The organism is Raineyella fluvialis, assembly GCF_009646095.1.
GTDB lineage: Bacteria > Actinomycetota > Actinomycetes > Propionibacteriales > Propionibacteriaceae > Raineyella > Raineyella fluvialis.
In genome coordinates, this window is the sequence record NZ_CP045725.1 from 154,489 (window position 1) to 176,889 (window position 22,401).

Sequence of the window (22,401 nt, forward strand, 5' to 3'; positions counted from 1 at the left end):
CAGCCCCGTTCCATTCCTCCAGTCGCCACCCAGCTCACAGTCTGGCCGAGAACGCGGTGGCCTGAAGTGAATCAAGGCCAGCCTCCAGGCAATGCAGCTGCGCTCCGATCAGGCGGCGATGCTGCTCCAGCCGCTCCACCACACGTGCGTATTCCTCCTGCAGTGACATCGGAGGGACCTCCACCCGAAGCTTCAGCAGCCTGCCCTTGGAGATGTTCGGCATCGAGCCAGCAGCCCCGCCAGCGAGTGATCGCACCTCTTTGCGCTTGGACGGGTACATCAGCAACTGATGGAGGTAGGAAGCTGTCAACATCTGAGGTTCGCCGAGCCTCAGGCGGAATATGAGGTCCGGGAGCAGCATGCGTTTTGGCGTCTCTCGCACCAGCACGACCGCCCCCACGAGCGAATACGTGTTCTTCCGTGAGAAGAGCAGGTCTCCGGGGCGCACTTCGAGGTTCTGACCAGGGGCGGTCCCCTCCGGGAGGGCCTTGTTTTCACTGGCGTTGTATCGCCCATAGGTCACCGCACTCAGCTTCAGTACCCCCCACTCACCGGGAGTCGCCGGTCGGCTGAGGCAGACGGGACTCTTCCCGCTGTCGATGCCGTCCAGTACTTCGTCGAGCTCCACCCGAGGCCAGCCCTTGGGGTTCTCGATGGGGTCGCCGAACATGTCCAGGAAGATGGCCTGGGTGAGGTCGTCGAGGAGGGTGAGGGTCTGGCGGCGCTTGGCCCGCAGCGCGTCCGCCTGGTCCAGGATCGCTGCGATACGCCGCTGCTCCGCTAGCGGCGGGAGGGGATCTGCAAGTCGTTGAGGAAGACGAGCGGGACGCGTCGTTGACCAGCACTGCCAGTCATGCGTCGCTCACCGGCATCGAGGACCCGCTGCTGGCGCAGGTAGTGAAGGACGTACCGAGGGTCCAGTCGGTCAGCGTGCGGACGTACGACGTGAAACTCCGTTGATCCGACCCCGATCCCTTGCCTCAGGTGCGCCTGCCCGATCTTGCCATTCTCGAAGCAGGGCGTGATCTTTGCCACGAGAACGTCTTGGTCGCGGAAGATGGTGTACCCCTTGGACACCTCAGAGAATGGTCGGTCCGTCCCAGGGCCTGCGATGCCCTGTTCGGCATCGAGGTCCGCCATGGGGACGAAGGAGATCGGCAGGTCGAGCGCAGGCCGCGTGGATTCCCGTGGGTTCAGGTCTGCCACCTCGCCGAGTCTGACTCTCGACCACGTCATCGCAGCATCGCCTTGAGGTCGCCCAGCCCCCGCTGGATCTCGTCTTCGAGTTGTTCGAGGTCGGCGATGATGTCGAGGGGGTCGCGGTGCTCGACGTGGTCGTGGACGATCTCGCGGTAGCGGTTGAGGGAGAGGTCGTAGCCCTGGGCGGCGATGTCGGCCTTGGGCACGCAGAAGCTCTGCTCGGTCCGGGCACGGTCGCGCTCGGTCGTGGTGCGCTGCGCCCAGCGGGTGAGGGCGTCGGGCAGGTTGTTCTTGGCGTGGTCGTCGTCGGTGAGCGGGGTCTTGGGGCGGGGGCCGAGCTTGTCCTCGGCCAGCAGGGGCGAGCGCTTGTCGTCGAGGCTCCAGCCGTCGGCCTGGATGTCGTAGAACCACACCTCATCGGTGCCGCCGCTGTCGGTCTTGGTGAACACCAGGATGGCCGTGGACACCCCGGCGTAGGGCCGGAAGACCCCGGAGGGCAGCTTGATGACCGCATCGAGCTTCTGGTTCTCGACGAGCCTCTTGCGCAGGGTCTTGTGTGCGGTGCTGGAGCCGAACAGGACCCCGTCGGGCACGATGACGGCGGCCCGTCCGCCGGGCTTGAGGAGCTGCACGAACCGCGCCAGGAACAACAGCTCGGTCTTCTTGGTCTTGACGATCTTGAGGAGGGCCTTCGCGGTGGACTCGTAGTCCAGACTCCCCGCGAACGGCGGATTGGCCAGGATCAGGGAGTACGCCCCGGCATCGGCGCTGGCATCCTCCGAGAGGCTGTCCTTGTAGGAGATGTCCGGGTTCTCCACGCCGTGCATCAGCATGTTCATCGACCCGATCCGCAGCATCGTGGAGTCGAAGTCGTAGCCGTGGAAGGTGCTGTGGTGGAAGTGATGGCGCTGCTCGGCGTCGGTCAGCACCGACGGGTGCTCCCGGCGCAGGTACTCGGCGGCGGCGACGAGGAACCCGGCGGTGCCGCAGGCCGGGTCGCAGATCTCGTCGTCGGGGGTGGGTGCGGTCAGCTCCACCATGAACTGGATGATGTGGCGCGGGGTGCGGAACTGCCCGTTCTGCCCGGCGGTGGCGATCTTGGCCAGCATGTACTCGTAGAGGTCGCCGTTGGTGTCGCGGTCGGCCATCGGCACGTCGTCGAGCATGTCCACAACCCGCGCCAGCAGCGCAGGGGTCGGGATAGTGAACCGCGCGTCCCGCATATGGTCGGAGTAGGTGGATCCGTCGGCCCCGAGGGTGCGCAGGAACGGGAAGACCTGCCTGTCCAGGAGCTTGTGCATCTCCTCGGGTTCCAGGTTCTTGAACCGCGACCAGCGCAGGTGCTGCTGCCCCGGCAGGAAGACGGGCCTCTCCACCGGGCGGCCCAGGCGGTTGGCCTTCTTCTCGGCCAGCGTCTGGAGGTCGTCCAGACGGCGCATGAACAGCAAGTAGGTGATCTGCTCGATCACCTCCAGGGGGTTGGCGATGCCGCCCGACCAGAACGCGTCCCAGACCCGGTCGATCTTGCTCCTCAAGTCCCCTGTGATCACCTCCGCAGGCTATCGGCCATCCCAGACACAGGTGGGCACGGCTCGCGGAGTCACAGCGATCCCGCCCACGTCGAGGCACCGATCACGGCGTGGCGCCAGGCGATGGGGGCGCGCGGTGGCCGACGCTCCTGGAAGGTCATCAATCACGAGATTAGCCACGCCCTGACGCAAAGTCCTGAGAGTTCCTTTATGCAGGCGGGAAGGGTGCCACAGGAACTTGGATGACGACCTCTTGGTGTTCGACAACCCATCTGGTCATGCGTGGGATCACCCAGAAGGAGTAGATGCCGAGCGTCACGATCATCAGCAGTAGCCACTTGATCCACTGACCGAAGAGGCCGATGGCGCTGCCGGTGAATCGCATCGGTGCCCCGTTGACGAAGGTGTGGTTGGCCTGCCAGCGGTAGCGCATAACCACCGCCCACGGATAGCAGATGCCGAGGGTGAGCACGGTGACGAGGAAGGCAAGAATCTGCATCCCGAGGAAGCTTCCCGCGCCCCCAGTGAACTTGAACGTCAGCGGCACGGCCCACGCCGTCGGGCTGGCAACTGGGGCAGCAGGCTGGGGCAGCGTGGCCGGAACCGGAGGCTCGCCCGTCACTCCGAAGATTTGATCCGGCGCTGCCGGTCGCGCCTGGGTTGCCGTTGGCCCAGACTCAATCACCGGACCCGGATTGGACCTTCGCGGGCTTGGGTCGCCCGGGCCCGGCCCACCATACGGGCTCGGCTGCTGGGCACCTCCGCCAGACCAAGAGCTCTCCGACATCTCTCCCCCTCGTCAATCCGATGACTCCGACACGTCCGAGCGTGGCATCTTCCAAATTTACCTACGAGACAGGCCGAGGAAGTGGTCAAATCGAGTGTTCACCCGAAATTGGTGGGGTCCTCTCCAGGGCGCTACGGCGGTGTGGCGACCGGCCTTGCCCAAGCAGCTCCTGGACAGCCCCAAGCGGCCTGCGGGAGCTGTCCTGCGCTCCCTTGTCCAGGACGGGTGGTGCGAGGCCGCCGCGCGTTGCCACCGGCCCCAGCTCGCCCTTCATCTGGGCCGTGACACGCCCGCTTGGGCTGATCATGTCGCCGGGTTCCTGGAGGACGACCGACGGGGAGACAGTCTCGGATCAGGACTGCGGGAGCGGGGTGACGGCGCTGGCCGCCACCCAAGCGATGACCAGCGACTGCGGACCATCGGTCAGAAAGGCCACCTGGGCCACCCACGCCCCTTCGCCGTCGCGGGCCCACTCCAGCAGGAGCCCGGGATGATCGTGTCCGTCCACGTGGACGGTGACGTGGCGAACCTTGCCGCCTTGGCCAGGACGGCGCGATCCGGCGCGGTCGGCCAGCGAACCGAACTCCGAGACCTTGCGGGACATGGCCCCAGAGTATCCCCGATTCGAACAGAGATTTGATTGTGGATTAGGGCTGCCGACAGTCAGCTCATCGACTCCCCCGCTCTCCAGATGGACGACCGTGGGGTGGGCGCAGCCCTGCCACGGGGACGGGACAGGGGGCTCCGGCGCCGGTGCCGCGCGGAGTGGGGCCAAGCTCCTCCCGCCCCGTCTCAGGGCCTCCAGGAGGGCCCTGGACCCCGCGTCGGTGTCGGCGGTGCCGGACACAGGGCGTTCGTGGCGCCCACGCCCACCTAACTCCTCCCCCTGGTCGCCAGGCGCCGCCCCCGAAGGCCACGTTGCTGGGAACCTCTCGACGACCACCGGCGGGGCGCCGACCCCCGCGCGAGGGCCAGGGACCGTAACACCCAGGGGCGATCCACCGGGAAAAATGTGACATCGCGTGACATCGTCACGAAAAATCGCCCCCACCAGGAGACCCGGTGAGGGCGATCATTCTTCCTCCGACCAGGCCTTTCGCCCAGTCCTGCTTGGTACACCGCCAGGGACTTGAACCCTGAACCCGCTGATTAAGAGTCAGCTGCTCTGCCAGTTGAGCTAGCGGTGCGCGCGAGAAGAAACTTTAGCAGCCGACCGCTGAACCACCAAATCGGCGTGATTGCGTGGGTTCAGAGGTAGAGACCGGTGGTCTCGACATCCCCGCCCTCGGCACTCACGGCGTGCAGGTCGCGTTCCCTCAGCAGGATGAAGTCGCGCCCCTTGAGCTCGACCTCGGCACGGTCCTCGGGATCGTAGAGCACCCGATCACCGACCTTCACGGTGCGGACGTTGGGGCCGGAGGCGACGACGGTCGCCCAGCTCAGCCGCTTGCCGATGGCCACGGTGGCGGGGATGACGATGCCGCCGCCCGACCGCCGCTCACCCGCCTCCCCTTCTGTGGAGACGAGCACGCGATCATGCAGCATGCGAATAGGCAGACCGCCGGCCCCTGCGGTACCGGCGGTCGTGGAGGGGGTGCTGTCCGGCAAGACGTCAGCCCTTCTTGACGGTGATCTTGACGGGTGCCCCGTTGAGGGCGGCCACCTGCTTGCGGGCGACCTTGAGGGCCTTGCGCTTCTGGCCGCTACGCACCACCCCGCGCAGCGTCGTCATGGTCACAAGGATGCCCACGGCTGCGCCGGCGATCATCGCGACCCGATCCACGCGGACGCCGTTGTCGTCGACGAACTGGCCCTTGACGGCCTTGACCTGGGCGTCGGCGAAGGCCTTGGCCTGGTCGATCGTCTGGTTCTTGATGGTCGTCGGATTCACTTCCTTGGCCAGTTGCGCCAGGGAGGCCTCCAGTCGGGCGCGGGCCTCGGCGATCTCCGCCTTGATCTGCGACTCGGTCCGGGGGTACAGGCGCTCGCGGGTCTCGGTGGCCACGGTGACACTCCTTGGTCGGTGATGGTGGGGTACGCACGGGCGGCTCCCAGACGAAGGACTCCGCGCAAAAGGCGTACGGCCGAACAGGGACAGACTATTGCAGCCGGGCGAGGACCACTACCGGACCGGCACATCATCGACGCCGGCGTCAGCATCACGAACTAGGCTGACCGGCATGCAGAATCAGCTGGAGAAGGGCGCCGTCGCCCCCGCGTTCACCCTGCTCGATGCCGATGGCACCAGCGTGTCGCTGAGCGACTTCGCCGGCAAGCGCGTCATCGTCTACTTCTACCCCGCCGCCATGACCCCGGGCTGCACGACCGAGGCCTGCGACTTCACGACCTACCGTCCCGACCTGGAGACCGCCGGGGTCGCCGCGATCCTGGGCATCTCCCCGGACCGCCCCGAGCAACTGGCCAAGTTCCGCGACAAGGAGTCGCTGAGCGTCACGCTGCTCTCCGACCGGGACAGGACCACCCTCGAGGCGTACGGGGCGTACGGCGAAAAGATGAACTACGGCAAGACGATCATGGGCGTGATCCGCTCGACCTTCACGGTGGACGTCGACGACAAGGGCGTGGGCCACATCGCCGACGCCAAGTACAACGTCAAGGCCAAGGGACACGTGGAGCGGATCCTGAAGGAGCTGCAGGTCTGACACAGGCGGGCGATGGTCCGTCGCGGACAGGATGGCCTGCGCGTCCCGATGATCGGGCACAATGGTCCCTGCTCCGGCCGGAGTGGTGGAACTGGCAGACACGCAGGATTTAGGTTCCTGTACCGCGAGGTGTGAGGGTTCGAGTCCCTTCTCCGGCACCCTGGCGACCGGGCCCAGTGAGAACCGGCTCATGGAGGAACCCGCTCAGTTCATCGCGCAGGCCCCGCTGGGGACGGCGGTGATCTGGTGGGCACCTCGATTGACAGTCCCGGCGGTCTGGGTGATGGTCAGCGCGTAGCCGGTCTGGGGCTCCCACTGCGAGCGCGCGAAGACGGTGCCGGCCACCTTGCCGTCCCGGGTCAGGACCGGGCCGCCGGAATCACCGTGCTCCACGTTGGTCCGCAAGGTGTAGATCTGGCGGACGGTGCCCGCAGTGCCGTAGATGTCGTCTCCGCTGGCCTGCGTCGTGTTGCTGACACGGCCCGGTGACAGGGTGAAGGCCCCACCCCCGGGGAAGCCCGCCACGACGACGTCGGACTGGTCGGCCACCGCGGTCGTGGTGGACAGCGGCTGACCGGTCAGACCGGGAACGTAGAGCACGGCGACGTCGACGTCGGGGTCGATCGCCACCAAGGTGGCCTTGAGCAGCCGGCCCTTTCCGCCGGGCTGGACCCGATACTCGGTTCCGCCGGCCACGACATGGGCGTTGGTCACGACGCGCTCGTTCGCCGATACCCATCCGCTGCCGAGCACCTCGCCGCCACAACCGACGGAGATCACCTTGATCACCCGGGAGGCCGCGGCCTGCACGGCGGGGGAATCGGTGCTGCTGGGATCGGGGTCCTGCACGGGGAGCGTCGGTTCGGCGGACGGCGACGAGAACGCCCTGGGGGACACGGCTTCCTTCAGGCTCCGGCCGAGCTGCGACGCTGTGGCGCGCAGCGGAGGCGGCAGAACCGCCTCCACCCCCTTCACGACCTGCGCGTCGGCCATCACGCCGGTCCAGGACGACGGAGCGATCGGGCGTACGGCGGTGGCCACCACGCCCAGCACCAGCACTGTGACGATGGCGGCTCCACAGGCTCCCAGCGCCCGGTCCGCGGCGCGGACGACGGCGCCCCGCCGGGGGCGCAACCAGGCACTCAGTCCGCCCGACACCACGGACCCGAGGAGGGCTCCCACCAGGACCACCAGGACCAGCAGCAGGCTCTGCTCGCCGGTCGCCAGTCTCCCGGTGCCCGACCAGGAATGCAGCCGCGACCAACCCCACAGTCCCAGCGCACCGCCGCCGACGGCCCCGACCATTTCGAGCCCTCCAGCGAGGATGCCGCGCGCCCAGCCGCGCGCGGCGGTGCCGAGCACGGCGAGCACCAGGACCACGTCCAGGAGCAGCGAAGCCCACGCAGCATCCTCCATGGCCTCATCGTGACAGGGTGTTCCAACAGATGAAGCCCAAAGCGAGTTCCAGGCCTGCCGACCGGCTCGGCGATGCCGTCAGGACGCCCGGGGTCGCCTCCGACTTACCTGGTAGGCGCCCCATCAGGCACCGTCTCCTCCCACCTCGCCTCGTGCCGTCTCGCCTCAAGCGGGCCCGCGGTCTCCGGCACCACCTCGTCGGACTCCAGGAGCGGTGGCCGACGCGCCGGCAGTTGCGACACGATGATCCCGGCCAGCATCAGGGCGGCCCCCAGATAGCCCATCGGCACCATCCGCTCACCGAGGAACAGCGCCCCGCCGAGGGCGCCGAACACCGTCTCCAGGCTCATGATCAGAGCAGCGTGGGACGGCAGCGCGTCGCGTTGGCCGACCACCTGCAGGGTGTACGCGACGCCGACGGAGACCAGCCCCGCGTACGCGATCGGGCCGAGGACGGTGGACAGGCCGGTGAACGGGTGGGGCTCGACCAGGAGGGCGGTCACCGCGGCGTACGCGCTGTTCGCCACGAACTGCGCGACCGACAGTCGCAGCGGATCGACCCGCCGGGAGAACCTGCTCACGGCAAGGATGTGGCCGGTCCAGAAGAAGGTGCTGGCCAGGCAGAGCACGTCGCCGGTGTTCATCGCCCCCGGCCCGCCGGTCATGGTCAGCAGATAGAGACCCGCGACGGCCAGGCCCGCCCCCACCCAGATGGCGCCGCGGATGCGATGGCCCAGCAGCACGCCGACGAGCGGCACCGTGACGACGTAGAGGGCGGTGACGAACGCGGCGTGCCCAGCGGTGGTGAACTGCAGCCCGATCTGCTGCAGCGACGATCCCGCGAAGAGCAGCACGCCGATCAGCAGACCGGGCCATACGACCGCCACCCAGCGGCGACGGCGTTCGGCGGTATCGAGGTGGTCACGGCGATCCAGCCAGCCGATCACCGGCAGCAGTGACAGCGCTCCCAACAGGAACCGCGACGAGTTGAAGGTGAACGCGCCGACGTGCGCACCGGCGATCTGCGCCACGAACGCGAAGCCCCAGATGGCGGCCGCGAGAAGCAGCAGCAGATTGGCACGGGTACGGCGGGAGGAAGCGGCGGCCTTCACCGATCGATCCTTTCACGAGGCCTCGCGGCGCCCCCGCGGCCACCACCCCTACCCACTGAACGGTTGTATGGGTGGCTATACAGTCGTACAGTGGAGTCATGGAGACGCCAGAGAGCGACCTGACGGCCAGGGCCCGGATCCGGGACGCCGCCCTGGTCGAGTTCGGGCAGCGCGGCGAGAAGGGCGCCACCATCCGGACCATCGCCGCGCGTGCAGGGGTGTCGCCGGGACTCGTCCAGTTCCACTTCGGCACCAAGTCCGGCTTGCGGGCCACCTGCGACGCGTACGTCCTCGAATACCTGCGCACCGAGGTCGACCTCGGCATCGACCAGGGCGGGATCGGCGACCCGGCCTTCGCGGCGGAGGCGCTGCGGACCGGGCCGCCCGTGACCCGCTACCTCGTCCGGGCCCTCATCGACGGCTCCCCCGGCGCCGACGCGATGTTCGACGAGGTCGTCGACCTCACCGCGCGCTACCTGCGGGCGTCGGACCCGTCGGTGCCGCTGCGCGCCAAGGCAGCCGTGATGGTGGCCATGAAGCTCGGCATCTCGGCCTTCGCCGCGCAGCTGTCCCGCAGCTTCGGGGTGGACCTCTACTCCCCCGAAGGCATGTCCCTCAGTGGCCGGGCGCAACTGGACCTGCTCAACCCCGAGCTCTCCGAGCCCGGCATCTTCGAGCAGGCCAGACAGTCCCTGCCCGCCACCGACCAGGAGCAGTCATGACCTCGTCCGATGCTGTGATCCGCACCGAGCAGCTCAGCAAGACCTTCGGGCGGACCCGCGCCCTCGACGGCCTGGACCTCACCGTCGCGCCGGGGGAGGTCCACGGCTTCCTCGGTCCGAACGGTGCGGGCAAGACGACGACCCTGCGCATCCTCCTCGGCCTGCTACGTCCGAGCGCCGGCTCCGTACGCGTCCTTGACCTCGATCCGTGGACGGACCCGGTGGAGGTGCACCGCAGGGTCGCGTACGTCCCCGGCGACGTCGTGCTGTGGCCGAGCCTCTCCGGGGGTGAGGTGATCGACCTCCTCGCCCGGCTCCGTGGCAGCGTCGATCGGCAACGCCGGGATGCGCTGCTGGAACGATTCGAGCTGGACCCGGCCAAGCGGTGCCGCGATTACTCCAAGGGGAATCGCCAGAAGGTCGCTCTGGTGGCGGCCTTCGCCGCCCCGGTGGACCTGATGGTGCTCGATGAGCCGACGTCAGGGCTGGACCCGCTGATGGAGCGGGTGTTCCGTGAGCTGGTGGACGAGGTCCGGCGGGCGGGTCGTACGGTCCTGTTGTCCAGCCACATCCTCTCCGAGGCCGAGGATCTGTGCGATCGGGTGAGCATCATCAGGGCGGGCCGGGTCGTGGACTCGGCGCCCTTGGCCCAGCTGCGCGGCGCCCATCATGCTCTGGTCGACGCGACGCTGGCCTCCCCCGCCGACCCGAGTGCCTTCGCCGCACTGGCCGGGGTCGCGGAGCTGGAGGTGAGGGGAACGTCCGTCCACTGCCGGGTCGAGCCGTCGGGCCTGACGCCGTTGCTGAGGCTGCTCGCCGAGATCGGCACCCAGAGCCTGACCTGCACCCCGCCCTCGCTCGAGGACGTCTTCCTCGCCCACTACGAACCGGAACTCACGCGATGAACAGCCAGGAACTGGCGGGCTTCCGCCACCTGTTGCGCCTCGTGCTCCGCCGCGACAGGATCCTGCTGATCACCTGGACGGTGGGCATGACCGGGCTGGTCGTCGGCATGGTGTCGGGGGTCCGCGCGGGCTACCCGACCCAGCAGGCGATGGACGCCTTCGCCGCCTCGGCCATGGCCAACGCCTCCGAGCTCTCGCTGCGTGGCCCGATCTTCCAGGCCTCCGTGGGCGGCCTACTGGCCTGGACGCTGGCCTCGTCCGGCTCCCTGGTCAATGCCGTGATCGGCCTCCTGCTGGCCGTCCGCAACACCCGCACCGACGAGCACGCCGGGCGCGCCGAGATCCTCGGCGCCGCCCCGGTCGGACGGCTGGCCCGGCCGGCCGCGGCGATCGCCGCCCCGAGCCTCACCGCCGTGGCGAGCGCCGTGCTCAGCTTCGCCGGCTTGGTCGCCCAGGGACTGCCACCGGCCGGCTCCGCCCTGCTCGCGGCGATCCTGGCGGCGAACGCGATCCTCTTCTGCGCCCTCGGCGTGCTGGCCGGCCAGGTGGCCGAGTCGCCCGGCGCTGCGCGGGCATTGGGGTTCGGCATCCTGGGGGTGGCTTTCACCCTGGCCGCCGTCGGCGACCTGGCCGGCACGGCGCTGGTCTGGGCCAGCCCGCTCGGCTGGGCGCGGCACGCGCAGGCCTTCGCCGGTGACCGGGGCTGGGTGCTGCTCCTCCCCGCGGTGTCGGCGGTCCTGGTGACGACGCTGGCCGGTGTGGTCGCCCGGCGTCGCGACCTCGGCAGCGGCCTGCTCCGGCCACGGCCAGCCCCGGGGGCCGCCGCGGCCTGGCTCTCCTCGCCGATGGCGTTGGCCTGGCGTCGGCAGCGCTGGGCCCTGGTCGGCTGGACGGGTGGCCTGGGGGCCCTGGGGCTGCTGATGGGCTCGGTGACCGGGTCCCTCTCCGCCCAGCTCGACACCCCGGCCTTCCAGGAGTTCGCTCGCCGGGTCGGCGGCGGGGTCGGCGTCGGTCGCGCCTTCTTCCTGTTCATCCTCTACGTGCTGGCGCAGGTCGCGACGGCGGCGGCCCTGGCCGCGGTCCTGCAGCTGCGGACCGACGAAAGCTCCGGGCTGGCCGACCTGATGTTCACCACGCCGGTCCCGCCGTTGCGGTGGGTGGCCGCGCAGGCTGTCGTGGCCGTCGGCGTCGGGGCCGGCGTGGTGGCCGGTATCGGCTTGGGCGCCTCACTGTCCTCCGGGGACTGGGGCGTCCTGCTGCTGAGCCTGGGCTACCTCCCGGCCATCGTCTTCCTGGTGGGCCTGGCGGTCGGATTCATCGGCTGGCTGCCCCGGGCGGCGGCGGCCCTGTCGTGGGGCTTCCTGGGAGTCCTGCTGCTGTTCGACCTGCTCAGCGAGTTCGGGCTGATCGGGGCTGCCACGATGGACCTGTCGCCCTTCGCGTTGCTCTTCCGCGGGCTCGTCGGGGCTGGCTCCTGGGCCCTGGCCGCTGTCGGGCTCAGCCTGGCGGGTGTGCTGATGGGCGCGCTGGGGGCGTTCGGGATGCGGCGCCGCGACGTCACCAATGCCTGAACACCCAGCGCAGGTACCACCACTCTCCGGCCCGCTGGACCATCCCTGGCCGCTTCCGGACGACCAGAGGCCTGCCGGAGATCGGGTCGCGAGACAGCTGGCCCCGGTCGTGCCCGTGGTGTCCCGAAACGTCTTCTCGTCGTGGCGTCATGTCCGCACCTCCACGTTGATGACCGGATACCCGGTGGCGCCGTCGGGAATCACATCCTCCACCTCGTCGGTCTGCACCTGGCCCGCCATGTCGTACGCTCGCGCCCGCAGTCTGTGCCGACCGGGCGTCGCCTCCCACGGGAGGTACCACTGGCGCCAGTAGTCCAGCCCCACGTCCGGGCCCAAGGTCGCTTCCTGCCACGGGCCTTGGTCCACCTGCACCTCGACCCGGGCGATCCCCCGATGGGTCGCCCAGGCCACCCCGGCGATGGGCACCTGGCCCGCCGGCAGCGTGCCGGTCGGGGTGTCGATCCGGGCGGCCGTCTTCACCGGGGCATGATCCGCCCACCCCCGATGGGTCCAGTAGGCGCTGTCCGCGGCAAAGGTGGTCACTTTCAGTTCGCTGAGCCACTTGGTGGCCCCCACATAGCCGTACAGGCCCGGCGTGAGGAGGCGCGCGGGTGCTCCGTGGGTGGCGGTCAACGGCTTGCCGTCCATCGCGACGGCGATCATCGCGTCCCGTCCGTCGAGCAGCACCGCGAGAGGCGTCGACGCGGTGAAACCGTCCACGGAGCGACTCAGCACCATGTCCGCGCCCGGATCCGGCGCGGCGCGACGCAGCAGGTCGGCAACCAGGACACCGGTCCAGCGCGTGCTGCCACAGTAGGGGCCACCGACAGGATTGGAGACGCAGGTGAGGGTGATGTCCCGCTCGACCAGCGGCATCGCGAGGAGCTCGGCCAAGGTCAAGGTGTACGGCTGGGCGACGCGCCCGCCGATGGTCAGCTTCCACGACGAGGGGTTGGGCGTCGGCACCGACAGGGCGGTGTCGACGCGATAGAAGTCACCGATCGGCGTGACCAGGGGCGTCACTCCGCGCACCGAGGTCTCCAGTCCGGCGGGCAGGGGCGGCGGAGGCGAGGCCACCGGCGGCAGCACGACGGGCTGGGGCGCCGCGACACCCGGCGAGAGCCCCTGTCCGGGGACCAGGGCATCGGCCGCCCAGGCCAACAGCCCGGCGCCCGCGGCGATCCCGGCGCTGCCGGCGAAGAAGGCCCGGCGGTCCATCCACCCACGCCGCGGACCAGGACCAGCGACCCCTGCGTCACTGCCGGGGGCGACGCGGATCGGGGGCAGGCGACCCCCCGCCCGGACAGCCCTCGGCGACAGACCCCGGTCCACCCAGCGCAACTGGGCCAGCAGGGCGGCACCACCGACGAGGGTGGTCAGCAGGCCGGGAAGCACGGACACGACGCCCGCGGCGGGGCGACTGACGGCAGCCAGCACCAGGACGACGCCGAGCACGGTCACCACCGCGACACCGGCTGCCCGGGACCGGGCACCCACGAGCCCTGCCATTGCGGCGAGGACAGCGGTGACCACGAGGATCCCCAGCGTCAGGGCGAGCTTGTCGTGCGACCCGAACGTACGGATGGCGAACTCGCGGGCCACCTGCGGGGTGAGATCGACGACGCTCGCGCCGACCGCGAGGATCGGGGACGCCGCCGGCTCCGTGAGGGCCGCCACCAGCTGCCCCACAGCCACACCCAGCCCCGCGGAGGTCACGCCGACCGTGGCCGCGACGACCCTGTCCATATCTGCAGCGTACGGCCGGGTGACCCGGATCACAACGCCACCCCGGGGGGAGCGGCCCGTGCGGGCACTCGCGGGCGACGCGATCTCGCCGGCGCGCCTCTTGACCACACCCCTCGAGGTAGTGATCCTGATCACATCAGCACCCGTCGGGATGGCCGCCGCGGAAGCGTACGCCTCCCGATCCGATGACATTGCGACGCGAGGATGGCAGCCATGCCCGAAGCGGATCTGGTCATGCAAGGTGGCGGCGTCAAGGGCATCGCCCTGATCGGCGCGGTGGAAGTACTGGAGGAACATGGCTACACGTTCCATCGTGTCGCCGGCACCTCAGCGGGGGCGATCGCGGCATCACTGGTCGCCGCTGGCATCCCCGCCCAGCAGATGGTCAAGATCCTCAAGGAGGCCGACTACGAGAGGTTCCAGGACGGCTCCTGGTGGGACAACACCCTGATCGGCAAGGTCGTCGGCCTGGTGACACACAACGGCATCTACCGCGGCAACTACCTACGCAGCTGGCTGAGCGAGCAACTCACCACGTACGGCACCTACGGGAAGACCGGCACGTTCGCCGACCTCGCCTACCAGGACCCCGATCCGGAGCACCACCCGCTCCCGATGGAGCGGCAGTTCCGGTTGATCGTGGCGACCTCGGACATCAGTTCCGGCCAGCTGCGCTACCTGCCGTGGCACTACCCCGCCTTCGGTAAGGACCCGTCGGGGGAACTGGTCGCCGACGCGGTGCGTACCTCGATGTCCATTCCCTTCTTCTACCGACCGGTGCGCTGGACGACCAAGGACGGGCAGCCGACCTGGTTCGTCGACGGCGGCATGCTGTCGAACTTCCCGATCGACGTCTTCGACGCGCCGCCCGGGGTCAAGCCGCGGTGGCCGACCTTCGGGATCATGCTGGGGTCGAAGCCCGACGCCAATCTCGGCGTCACGAACCCCGTCAAGGGAACGCTGAGCTTCGGCTTCGCCCTGCTGCGGACGATGACGGGCTTCTACGACCGGATGCACATCGGCTCGGACGACGCGACCGATCGGACGATCTTCATCGACACCGGCAAGATCCGCACCACCCAGTTCGACCTCTCCCCCACCGACCGCGACATGCTCTACCAGAACGGCCGGACGGCGGCGGAGAACTTCCTGAACGGCGTCGACGGCCGCCCCGGGTGGGACTTCCAGGCCTACATCGACAAGAACCGCAGTTGAGCCACAGGCATCGTCAGCCCGGCCGGCCCGCCGGCCGGGAACCGACCTCCCACGCCTCGACGTCGCCGTCGACCACCCGGAACAACGGATGGGCCTCGGCGTGGTCGAGCACGGGCAACCACGCGGGAGCCCGCACCGACACCTTGGCGCGCAGGTGCTCCAGTTCGTAGTCGAGTTGCCCCCTCGTCACCGGAAGGGTGACCCCGCGGCTGGGCGCGGCGCTGATGCGCGAAGCGTCGAAGCGGTAACCGCGTCGCCCAGCCTCGGCCGCGAGGCCCTCCAGGTAGGCCGCCACACCGCCGGCCGGATCGTCCAGGGCCCTGAAGCGCGTGAGTTGGGGGTGGTGCTGGTACCCGCGGGTACGGCCCAGGAGCACGGCCTGGGCCAGCAGCCCCTCCCGCCAGCAGGCGACCAGGGCGGCTCGGTCGAGCAGACGGGGATGGAGGCTCCACAGACGCACGTGACCCACCCTACGGGGGTACGGAAGGGTCCGTCAGAGCCCGTCGAAGACATCGGCGAGCAGTCGCCGCGGCGGCAGCGGCGGCGGCCACACCACGGTCGCCCACTCACGCCCCATGGTCCGCTGCACACCGAAGATGTCGACCGGCTGGTCGACGAGGACGTGGAGTTGGCTGCGGTGCTCGAGGATCCCACTGGCGACCCGATCACGGACCGCGCGGCAATCGACGACCAGCCCGACCTCGTCGTCGGGGACGCCCCGCCAGTGGTACATCCGGGTGGGGTCGAAGACCGGCAGGTCCACCGCCCGTCGTCGCCGCTGCCAGCGGTTGAAGACCGACAACGGCAGGACGTGGTGCAGCAGTCGTTTGAAGCCGGGGGTGCCGTTGCCCGCCAACCGCGCGAACGCGAGATCGGTGGCCGCACCGATGGCGATGTGATCCGGGTGACCGGTGATGCCGTCGGGACCGAACGTGGCGACCACGTCCGGCGTCTCCTCCTCAAGGACCCGTGCGATCCGGTCGGCCAGCTCCGCCTGCGGGACCTCCGCCACCCGGCCGTCGGGGAAGCCGAGCCACTCCAGGCGGTCGGGTGGACGCCCGACGGCGCGCCAGGCGGCGGCGCACTCAGCGCGCCGTACGGCCCCCAACGTCTCCCGACTGGCGGGGAAACCGTCCCTGATGTCGCCGGCCTCCCCGTCGGTGGCCTGGACGAGGATGAACCGGAAGTCGCTGTCGAGGGCGTGCTTCGCCACCGTCCCCGCCCAGGTCAGGGCGTCGTCATCCGGGTGGGCCACCACCACCGCGAACGTGCGGGCCATAGGACCAGCGTGCCACCAAATCCACGAAATGTGACCTGGCACACATTTCACTCGTGTGACCGAGAGGGATGGCACCGCCCCTAGGATCGTGCCATGACCCAGTCGCCGCCGTCGGACACCCTGGAGGCCGTCCTCTCCCGGCTCGGCGACTCCCTCCCGGAACTGACCGACGAGACCTGTCTACGGATCTACCGCGACCTGGCCTCCTACCAGAGGGTCGTCGAGCGCGAGGCGCTGGAGTCCTCGGTCGCCCGCAACCTACGGATCGCCCTCAATGCTCTCCGCGTCGGGACCGCACCGACCAGCCGCAGCCTCGTCGAGGCCGACACCACCGCCCAGGAGCGCCACGCGGTCGGCGTACCGGTCGAGGAGATCATCCTCGGCTTCCGGGTCTCGATCTCCCTCATCCATGAGCGCTTCATCGATCTGGGGCTCTCCCTCGGCCTGCCGGTGGATGCGGTGATCACCGGGTCCCGGATCCTGTGGGACGTCAGCGACGCGTTCACCACCCGGGTCGTCAGCACCTACCACGACCTCGAGGTGACCGCGGCCCTGGCCGACGCCCGTCGTCGTGCCGCCGTCGTACACGCCCTACTGGAGGGCCGATGGCCCGCCGACCCGGCGGCGTACTCACTCGATCCGCAGACCCGGTACGCGGCGGTGCGCTGCGAGCTGCCCGGAACTGTCGACGGCGAGGCGGTGCGCCGCCACCTGGAGGCATCGGGGAGCGACGGTCCGGCACACGCCCTGGTCGTCATCGACGACGGCGCGTGCATCGGGATCGTGGCGCGACATCCGGTGGCCCTCAACGCCCCCGGCACGTCCGGTCTGGCGGTCGGTCTGGGACCCTTCGTCCTGCCCGAGGATCTGCCGCGGTCCACCGGGATCGCTCAGCAGGCCCTGCGGCTGGCCCGCCGACTGGGTCGGAGCGGCATCCTCGGGCTGGAAGAATTGGGCTGGCGGCTCGCGGCTGCCACCCGCTCGGATGTGGGGCGCCTCTATGCCGACAGGTTCCTCGCCCCCGTCGCGGCCGAGGGTGAGTTCGGCCGCGAGATGCTCGACGCCGTCCGGGCCTGGCTACAGCACGGCCGCAGCATCCCCCGTGCCGCCGAGGCGCTCACCGTGCACGTGAACACCGCCCGCTACCGCCTGCGCAGATACCAGGAGCTCACCGGCTGCGACCTCGACGACCTCGACGACCTGATCGGTCTCGCCTGGGCCCTGGAGTTGGGCGAGCTCGACGACCCTACGTTGTAGACTTCTACAACATAAACCCGGTCAAGCATGGACTTTCGTCCGTCGACTCGGGACACCGGGCGAGACTAGCGTTGAGTCTCGGACATCCGTTGGAGAACCGTACGACGTGGTGCGGTGTCTTATCCCCCAACCGACGGGTCCGGAAAGGGCCACAGGTGACCAAGGTCAGCGAGACCATCGCCCCCGTACTGGCCGGCATGGTGCGCGACGGCATGACCATCGCCGTCGGCGGCTTCGGACTGTGCGGCATCCCCACCGACCTCATCCGGGTCGTCCGTGATTCCGGCGCCAAGGACCTCACCATCGTGTCGAACAACCTCGGCATCGACGGCAAGGGTCTCGGACTCCTGCTGGAGAACAACCAGATCTCCCGGGTGCTCGCCAGCTACGTCGGCGAGAACAAACTCTTCATGCGCCAGTACATCGACGGCAGCCTCGACGTGGAGTTCGTCCCGCAGGGCACTCTTGCCGAGCGCCTGCGGGCCGGCGGCGCCGGCATCCCCGCCTTCTACACCCGCACCGGTGTCGGCACCCTCGTGGCGGAGGGCAAGCCGACCGCCGAGTTCGACGGCGAGACGTACGTCCAGGAGCGCGGCATCGTCGCCGACATCGCCCTGGTGCACGCCCACACCGCGGACGAGGACGGCAATCTGCGCTACCGCCTGACGGCGCGCAACTTCAACCCGCAGGTGGCGATGTGCGGGCGGACGACGTTCGCGGAGGCGGAGCACATCGTCCCGCTCGGCGCACTCGCCCCGGACGACGTCCACACCCCTGGGGTGTTCGTGCACCACGTGACTCCCTCGACCACCAGCACCGACATCGAGCAGCGCACCGTCCGGCCCCGTCCGGCCCAACTCATCGAGGAGGTCGTCCGATGAGCTGGACGCGTGACGAGATGGCCGCCATCGCCGCCGACGAATTGCGGGACGGCGACTACGTGAACCTGGGCATCGGCATGCCGACCCTGGTGGCGAACAACCTGCCCGACGGTGTCCGGGTCGTCCTGCAGAGCGAGAACGGCATCCTCGGCATGGGCCCCTTCCCGTACGAGGGCGACGAGGATCCCGACCTGATCAACGCCGGCAAGCAGACCGTCACCCTGCAGCCGGGCGCGGTGATCTTCGACTCGGCGATGTCCTTCGGGATGATCCGGGGCGGCAAGATGGCCGCCGCCATCCTGGGCGCCATGCAGGTGTCGGGCTCCGGCGACCTCGCCAACTGGCAGATCCCCGGCAAGCTGGTCAAGGGGATGGGCGGAGCCATGGACCTGGTCGCCGGCACCCGCCGGGTCATCGTGATGACCGAGCACGTCGCCAAGGACGGCAGCCCCAAGATCGTCCACGAGTGCTCCCTGCCGCTGACCGGCGTCGGCGTCGTCGACCGCATCATCACCGACCTGGCCGTCTTCGACCTGACCGACGACGGCCTGGTGCTGCGCCGGCTGGCCCCGAGGTGACCGAGGACGACGTGCGCCGTCGCACCGAGCCCGCCTTCGCGGTCGACCTGTCCTGAAGCTCCCGCGAGCCCCTGAAGCTCGCCGCGAGCCCCTGAACCTCCGTACCTTCCCTGTCGCAAGGAAACCCCCATGAGCCTCGTCATCGTCATCGCTGCGCTGGCCTTCCTGATGTGGATGGCCTACAAGGGCCACAGCGTCATCCTCTTCGCACCGATCGCGGCACTCGCCGCGGTCCTGCTGACCCATCCCGGTCTCGTCGCGCCCGTCTACTCGGGACTCTTCATGGACAAGATGGTCGGCTTCATCAAGAGCTACTTCCCGGTCTTCCTCCTGGGCGCGATCTTCGGCAAGCTGATGGAGATGTCGGGCTATGCCCGGTCGATCGTCAGCGCCGTGATCAAGGTCGTCGGCGCCCGCAGCGCCATGCTGACCATCGTCCTGGTAGGGGCCCTGCTGACGTACGGCGGAGTCTCGCTGTTCGTCGTCGTGTTCGCCGTCTACCCCTTCGCCGCGGAGATGTTCCGTCAGGGCGACATCCCCAAGCGCCTCATCCCCGGCACCATCGCGCTGGGCGCCTTCACCTTCACCATGGACGCCCTGCCCGGGACGCCGCAGATCCAGAACATCATCCCGACGACCTTCTTCCGGACCACCGGTTACGCGGCGCCGATCCTCGGGACGGTGGGCGGACTGTTCGTCTTCGGCCTGGGCATGCTCTACCTCGAGCGGCAGCGTCGCAAGGCTGTGGCGACCGGCGAGGGCTACGGCGAGGGCCACCTCAACGAGCCGCACGTCTTCATCGACGAGGGTCGCAGCCCGCACCCCCTGCTGTCGCTGGCGCCGCTGGTGATCGTGGGCGTCGCCAACCTGGTCCTCACCACCCTGATCCCGCGCTTCTACGGCACCGACACCGCCTTCCAGTCGACGGTGGTGGGCAAGCCCGCCCCGGTGACCGTGCCCACCGCGGCCAACGTGGCCATCTGGGCGGTCGAAGGCGCCCTCGCGCTGGCCATCCTCTTCATCGTGGCCACCGCCTTCCGGACCATCCGGGAGCACTTCACCGAGGGCGTGAAGCCGGCGATCGCCGGATCCCTCCTGGCCACCATGAACACCGCCTCCGAGTACGGCTTCGGCGCGGTGATCGCGTCGCTCGCCGGCTTCGGCGTCGCCGCCCGCGGGCTCACCGCCATCCCCGACCCCTGGTCCGGGAAGCCGTCAGTGTCAATGTCCTGGCCGGCATCACCGGCTCGGCCTCCGGCGGTATGAGCATCGCCCTCGCCGCGATGGCCGACTCCTTCATCCAGGGCGCCAATGCGGCCCACATCCCGCTCGAGGTCATGCACCGGGTGGCCGCGATGGCGTCCGGCGGCATGGACACCCTGCCGCACAACGGCGCGGTGATCACGCTCCTGGCGGTCACCGGCCTGACCCACCGGCAGTCCTACAAGGACGTCTTCGCCATGACGGTGATCAAGACCCTGGCGGTCTTCCTCATCATCGGCCTGTACTACCTCACCTCCCACCTCGCCTGAGCCAGGCCGGATCCCCACGAAGGAACCCCTCCATGACCATGTACCCCCACTTCCACGACGGGCGCCGCGCTCTGGTCACCGGCGCCGCCTCGGGTATCGGCCGGGCCGCCGCGATCAAGCTGGCCGAAGCCGGCGCCCACGTGGTGGCCGTCGACCTCAACGCCGAGGGCCTCGATGCCCTGGCCGCCGAGGTGGCCGGCATCGAGCCGGTGCCGTTCGACCTGTCCCAGCTGGACCGGATCACCGACCTGCCCCATGACGTCGACATCATCGTCAACGTCGCCGGCATCCAGACCGTCAGCCCGATCGAGGACTTCCCGGTCGAGCGCTTCGAGCTGATCATGCGGGTGATGCTGCACGCCCCGTGGTACCTGATCCGCCAGTCGGTGCCGCACATGTATGCGCACAACTGGGGCCGGATCATCAACCTCTCCTCGGCGCACGGCCTGCGGGCCTCGGAGTTCAAGTCGGCGTACGTGACCGCCAAGCACGGGCTGGAGGGCCTGTCCAAGGTCGTCGCGCTGGAGGGTGGCCCGCACGGCGTCACCTCCGTCACAGTGAACCCCGCCTACGTGCGTACGCCGCTGGTGGAGAAGCAGATCGCCGAGCAGGCGATCGCCCACGGCATGGCGGAGGACGAGGTGATCACGAAGATCATGCTCGACCGGGTGCACGTGAAGCGCCTCGTCGAGCCCGAGGAAGTGGCCGAACTCGTGCTGTTCCTCACCGGACCAGCCTCGGCCTCGATGAGCGGCACGTCGTACCCGATCGACGGCGCCTGGACAGCGTACTGAGCCCGGAACAGACAGGGAGATCATCATGAAGACGAGCAACGACCCGATCGTCGTCCTGGGCTACGCCCGTACGCCGGTGGGCAGCTTCGGCAAGTCGCTGGCGAACGTGCCGGCACATGTGCTGGGCGCCACCGCCGCCACCGCCGCCCTGGAGCGGTCCGGGCTCACCCCCGCCGACCCGCAGGAGTGGATCATCGGCTGCGTCGGCTCCACCGGCAACGACGCCTACATCTCGCGCCGCGTCGCGATCGCCGCCGGTGCCCCGGCGGAGTCCACCGCGATGACGGTCAACCGGCTGTGCGGATCGGCGATGCAGGCCATCGCCCTGGGGGCCGCCGAACTGATGGTCGGCGAGTCCGACATCGTCGTGGCCGGCGGCGTGGAGAACATGTCCGCCCAGCCGTACCTCGACTTCTCGGCGCGCTCCGGCGCCACACTGGGTGATCGCCGGCTGATGGACGGCACCAGCTCTATGGTCACCGACCCGTTCACCGACCAGCCGATGGGCATCACCGCGGAGAACGTCGCCGCTCGGTTCGGAGTCTCGCGACAGGCCCAGGACGAGTTCGCCGTGGAGTCGCAGCGACGGGCCCAGGCGGCGCTGGCCGATGGGGCCGTCACCGCCGAGATCGCGGCGGTGACGATCCCCTCCCGCAAGGGCGACATCGTGGTCGACACCGACGAGCACCCGCGCGCCGGGATCACGGTGGAAAAGCTTGCTGCCATGCGCCCGGTCTTCGCGAAGGACGGGACGGTGACCGCGGGCAATGCTTCGGGGATCAACGACGGAGCCTGCGTCCTGGTGCTGACCAGGGCGTCGGTGGCGGCCGAGCGTGGCCTGACCCCGCTGGCGGAACTGGTGGACTTCACCAAGGTCGGCATCGAGCCGGAAATCATGGGCTACGCCCCGAAGCCGGCGATCGAGAAGATCCTGGGCCGCAACGGCATGAGCGCCGGCGACCTCGGCTGGATCGAGCTGAATGAGGCCTTCGCGGCCCAGGCCGTCCCGGTCATCCGCGACACCGGCCTCGACCCTTCCGTGGTCAACCCGCTGGGCGGCGCGATCGCCTGGGGCCACCCCATCGGCGCCACCGGAGCCATCATCAGCGCCCGTACGATCGAGAACATCCGGCGCCACGGGCACGAGTTGGGCATGGCGACGATGTGCATCGGTGGCGGGCAGGCGGTCGCCAGCATCTGGCGGGCCCTCTGAT

24 protein-coding genes and 2 tRNA genes are annotated in these 22,401 nt (G+C 69.4%); 13 read left to right on the forward strand and 13 right to left on the reverse strand.

The features are described from left to right. Window positions 1-34: 34 nt before the first annotated feature. The 8 genes from Rai3103_RS00675 to Rai3103_RS00710 form a co-directional block, all read right to left on the reverse strand. Window positions 35-670, reverse strand: coding sequence for a restriction endonuclease subunit S (locus Rai3103_RS00675; RefSeq protein WP_153570955.1), 636 nt, complete (start codon window positions 668-670; stop codon window positions 35-37). A gap of 110 nt (window positions 671-780) precedes the next feature. After that, complete coding sequence (locus Rai3103_RS00680) at window positions 781-1,206, reverse strand: restriction endonuclease subunit S (RefSeq protein WP_153570956.1); 426 nt, start codon at window positions 1,204-1,206, stop codon at window positions 781-783. A gap of 26 nt (window positions 1,207-1,232) precedes the next feature. After that, entirely contained in the window at window positions 1,233-2,750 is a 1,518-nt protein-coding gene (locus tag Rai3103_RS00685) for a type I restriction-modification system subunit M (RefSeq protein ID WP_153570957.1), read from the reverse strand. A gap of 187 nt (window positions 2,751-2,937) precedes the next feature. Continuing rightward, window positions 2,938-3,276, reverse strand: a complete 339-nt coding sequence (locus Rai3103_RS17210) for a DUF898 family protein (RefSeq protein ID WP_228489048.1) — start codon at window positions 3,274-3,276, stop codon at window positions 2,938-2,940. A 592-nt stretch (window positions 3,277-3,868) separates the two neighbouring features. Beyond that, on the reverse strand, window positions 3,869-4,120 hold the full coding sequence (locus Rai3103_RS00695) for a hypothetical protein (RefSeq protein WP_153570959.1): 252 nt from the start codon (window positions 4,118-4,120) through the stop codon (window positions 3,869-3,871). Window positions 4,121-4,627: 507 nt separating this feature from the next. Then, window positions 4,628-4,703: transfer RNA gene (locus Rai3103_RS00700), tRNA-Lys, on the reverse strand. A 61-nt stretch (window positions 4,704-4,764) separates the two neighbouring features. Next, window positions 4,765-5,061, reverse strand: coding sequence for a GroES family chaperonin (locus Rai3103_RS00705; protein ID WP_153570960.1), 297 nt, complete (start codon window positions 5,059-5,061; stop codon window positions 4,765-4,767). A 67-nt stretch (window positions 5,062-5,128) separates the two neighbouring features. Beyond that, window positions 5,129-5,521, reverse strand: coding sequence for a DUF3618 domain-containing protein (locus tag Rai3103_RS00710; RefSeq protein WP_194793210.1), 393 nt, complete (start codon window positions 5,519-5,521; stop codon window positions 5,129-5,131). A 175-nt stretch (window positions 5,522-5,696) separates the two neighbouring features. Here Rai3103_RS00710 and bcp point away from each other — a divergent pair, with 175 nt between their 5' ends. After that, on the forward strand, window positions 5,697-6,179 hold the full coding sequence (bcp, locus tag Rai3103_RS00715; protein WP_153570962.1) for a thioredoxin-dependent thiol peroxidase: 483 nt from the start codon (window positions 5,697-5,699) through the stop codon (window positions 6,177-6,179). 76 nt (window positions 6,180-6,255) lie between these two features. Further along, window positions 6,256-6,337 (forward strand) — tRNA-Leu (locus Rai3103_RS00720). A gap of 46 nt (window positions 6,338-6,383) precedes the next feature. On the opposite strand, the gene Rai3103_RS00725 is transcribed toward Rai3103_RS00720, so the two are convergent. Together Rai3103_RS00725 and Rai3103_RS00730 are read right to left on the reverse strand one after the other, a co-directional pair. After that, window positions 6,384-7,595 (reverse strand): MarP family serine protease, encoded by a 1,212-nt coding sequence (locus Rai3103_RS00725; RefSeq protein WP_153570963.1) that lies wholly within the window; start codon window positions 7,593-7,595, stop codon window positions 6,384-6,386. A gap of 104 nt (window positions 7,596-7,699) precedes the next feature. Beyond that, entirely contained in the window at window positions 7,700-8,707 is a 1,008-nt protein-coding gene (locus Rai3103_RS00730) for a DMT family transporter (RefSeq protein ID WP_153570964.1), read from the reverse strand. Between the two features lie 98 nt (window positions 8,708-8,805). Here Rai3103_RS00730 and Rai3103_RS00735 point away from each other — a divergent pair, with 98 nt between their 5' ends. The 3 genes from Rai3103_RS00735 to Rai3103_RS00745 are packed head-to-tail and all read left to right on the forward strand — an operon-like array spanning window position 8,806 to window position 11,905. Beyond that, window positions 8,806-9,429, forward strand: coding sequence for a TetR/AcrR family transcriptional regulator (locus Rai3103_RS00735; RefSeq protein ID WP_153570965.1), 624 nt, complete (start codon window positions 8,806-8,808; stop codon window positions 9,427-9,429). Further along, window positions 9,426-10,334 carry an ABC transporter ATP-binding protein gene (locus tag Rai3103_RS00740; protein WP_153570966.1) on the forward strand — a complete coding sequence of 303 codons (909 nt, stop codon included), beginning with the start codon at window positions 9,426-9,428 and terminating at the stop codon, window positions 10,332-10,334. Before Rai3103_RS00735 ends, Rai3103_RS00740 begins: the two co-directional genes overlap by 4 nt. Then, a complete protein-coding gene (locus Rai3103_RS00745) occupies window positions 10,331-11,905 on the forward strand; it encodes a hypothetical protein (RefSeq protein ID WP_153570967.1) in 1,575 nt (524 codons plus the stop codon). Before Rai3103_RS00740 ends, Rai3103_RS00745 begins: the two co-directional genes overlap by 4 nt. A gap of 147 nt (window positions 11,906-12,052) precedes the next feature. Here Rai3103_RS00745 and Rai3103_RS00750 read toward each other — a convergent pair whose 3' ends face one another. Then, entirely contained in the window at window positions 12,053-13,651 is a 1,599-nt protein-coding gene (locus Rai3103_RS00750; protein ID WP_153570968.1) for a molybdopterin-dependent oxidoreductase, read from the reverse strand. Between the two features lie 213 nt (window positions 13,652-13,864). Between Rai3103_RS00750 and Rai3103_RS00755 the strand changes: the two genes are divergently transcribed. Continuing rightward, window positions 13,865-14,866 (forward strand): patatin-like phospholipase family protein, encoded by a 1,002-nt coding sequence (locus tag Rai3103_RS00755; protein WP_228489049.1) that lies wholly within the window; start codon window positions 13,865-13,867, stop codon window positions 14,864-14,866. Between the two features lie 13 nt (window positions 14,867-14,879). Here the strand turns inward: Rai3103_RS00755 and Rai3103_RS00760 are convergent, their stop codons facing one another. Further along, complete coding sequence (locus tag Rai3103_RS00760; protein ID WP_153570970.1) at window positions 14,880-15,326, reverse strand: pyrimidine dimer DNA glycosylase/endonuclease V; 447 nt, start codon at window positions 15,324-15,326, stop codon at window positions 14,880-14,882. A gap of 33 nt (window positions 15,327-15,359) precedes the next feature. Then, a complete protein-coding gene (locus tag Rai3103_RS00765) occupies window positions 15,360-16,145 on the reverse strand; it encodes a PIG-L deacetylase family protein (protein ID WP_153570971.1) in 786 nt (261 codons plus the stop codon). 93 nt (window positions 16,146-16,238) lie between these two features. Between Rai3103_RS00765 and Rai3103_RS00770 the strand changes: the two genes are divergently transcribed. From Rai3103_RS00770 to Rai3103_RS00795, 7 genes are all read left to right on the forward strand, one after another. Then, complete coding sequence (locus Rai3103_RS00770) at window positions 16,239-17,402, forward strand: PucR family transcriptional regulator (RefSeq protein ID WP_153570972.1); 1,164 nt, start codon at window positions 16,239-16,241, stop codon at window positions 17,400-17,402. A 155-nt stretch (window positions 17,403-17,557) separates the two neighbouring features. Next, window positions 17,558-18,283, forward strand: a complete 726-nt coding sequence (locus tag Rai3103_RS00775) for a CoA transferase subunit A (protein WP_153570973.1) — start codon at window positions 17,558-17,560, stop codon at window positions 18,281-18,283. Next, entirely contained in the window at window positions 18,280-18,861 is a 582-nt protein-coding gene (locus Rai3103_RS00780; RefSeq protein ID WP_228489050.1) for a 3-oxoacid CoA-transferase subunit B, read from the forward strand. The genes Rai3103_RS00775 and Rai3103_RS00780 overlap by 4 nt, the downstream gene beginning before the upstream one ends. A 129-nt stretch (window positions 18,862-18,990) precedes the next feature. Then, the gene (locus Rai3103_RS00785; RefSeq protein ID WP_228489051.1) at window positions 18,991-20,127 is read left to right on the forward strand and encodes a GntP family permease; all 1,137 of its coding nucleotides are present in this window, start codon (window positions 18,991-18,993) and stop codon (window positions 20,125-20,127) included. Continuing rightward, complete coding sequence (locus Rai3103_RS17215; protein WP_228489052.1) at window positions 20,124-20,393, forward strand: hypothetical protein; 270 nt, start codon at window positions 20,124-20,126, stop codon at window positions 20,391-20,393. The genes Rai3103_RS00785 and Rai3103_RS17215 overlap by 4 nt, the downstream gene beginning before the upstream one ends. Before the next feature lie 32 nt (window positions 20,394-20,425). Next, a complete protein-coding gene (locus Rai3103_RS00790) occupies window positions 20,426-21,187 on the forward strand; it encodes an SDR family NAD(P)-dependent oxidoreductase (RefSeq protein ID WP_153570974.1) in 762 nt (253 codons plus the stop codon). Between the two features lie 25 nt (window positions 21,188-21,212). Then, window positions 21,213-22,400, forward strand: a complete 1,188-nt coding sequence (locus Rai3103_RS00795; RefSeq protein ID WP_153570975.1) for a thiolase family protein — start codon at window positions 21,213-21,215, stop codon at window positions 22,398-22,400. The last annotated feature ends 1 nt before the right edge of the window (window position 22,401 follow it).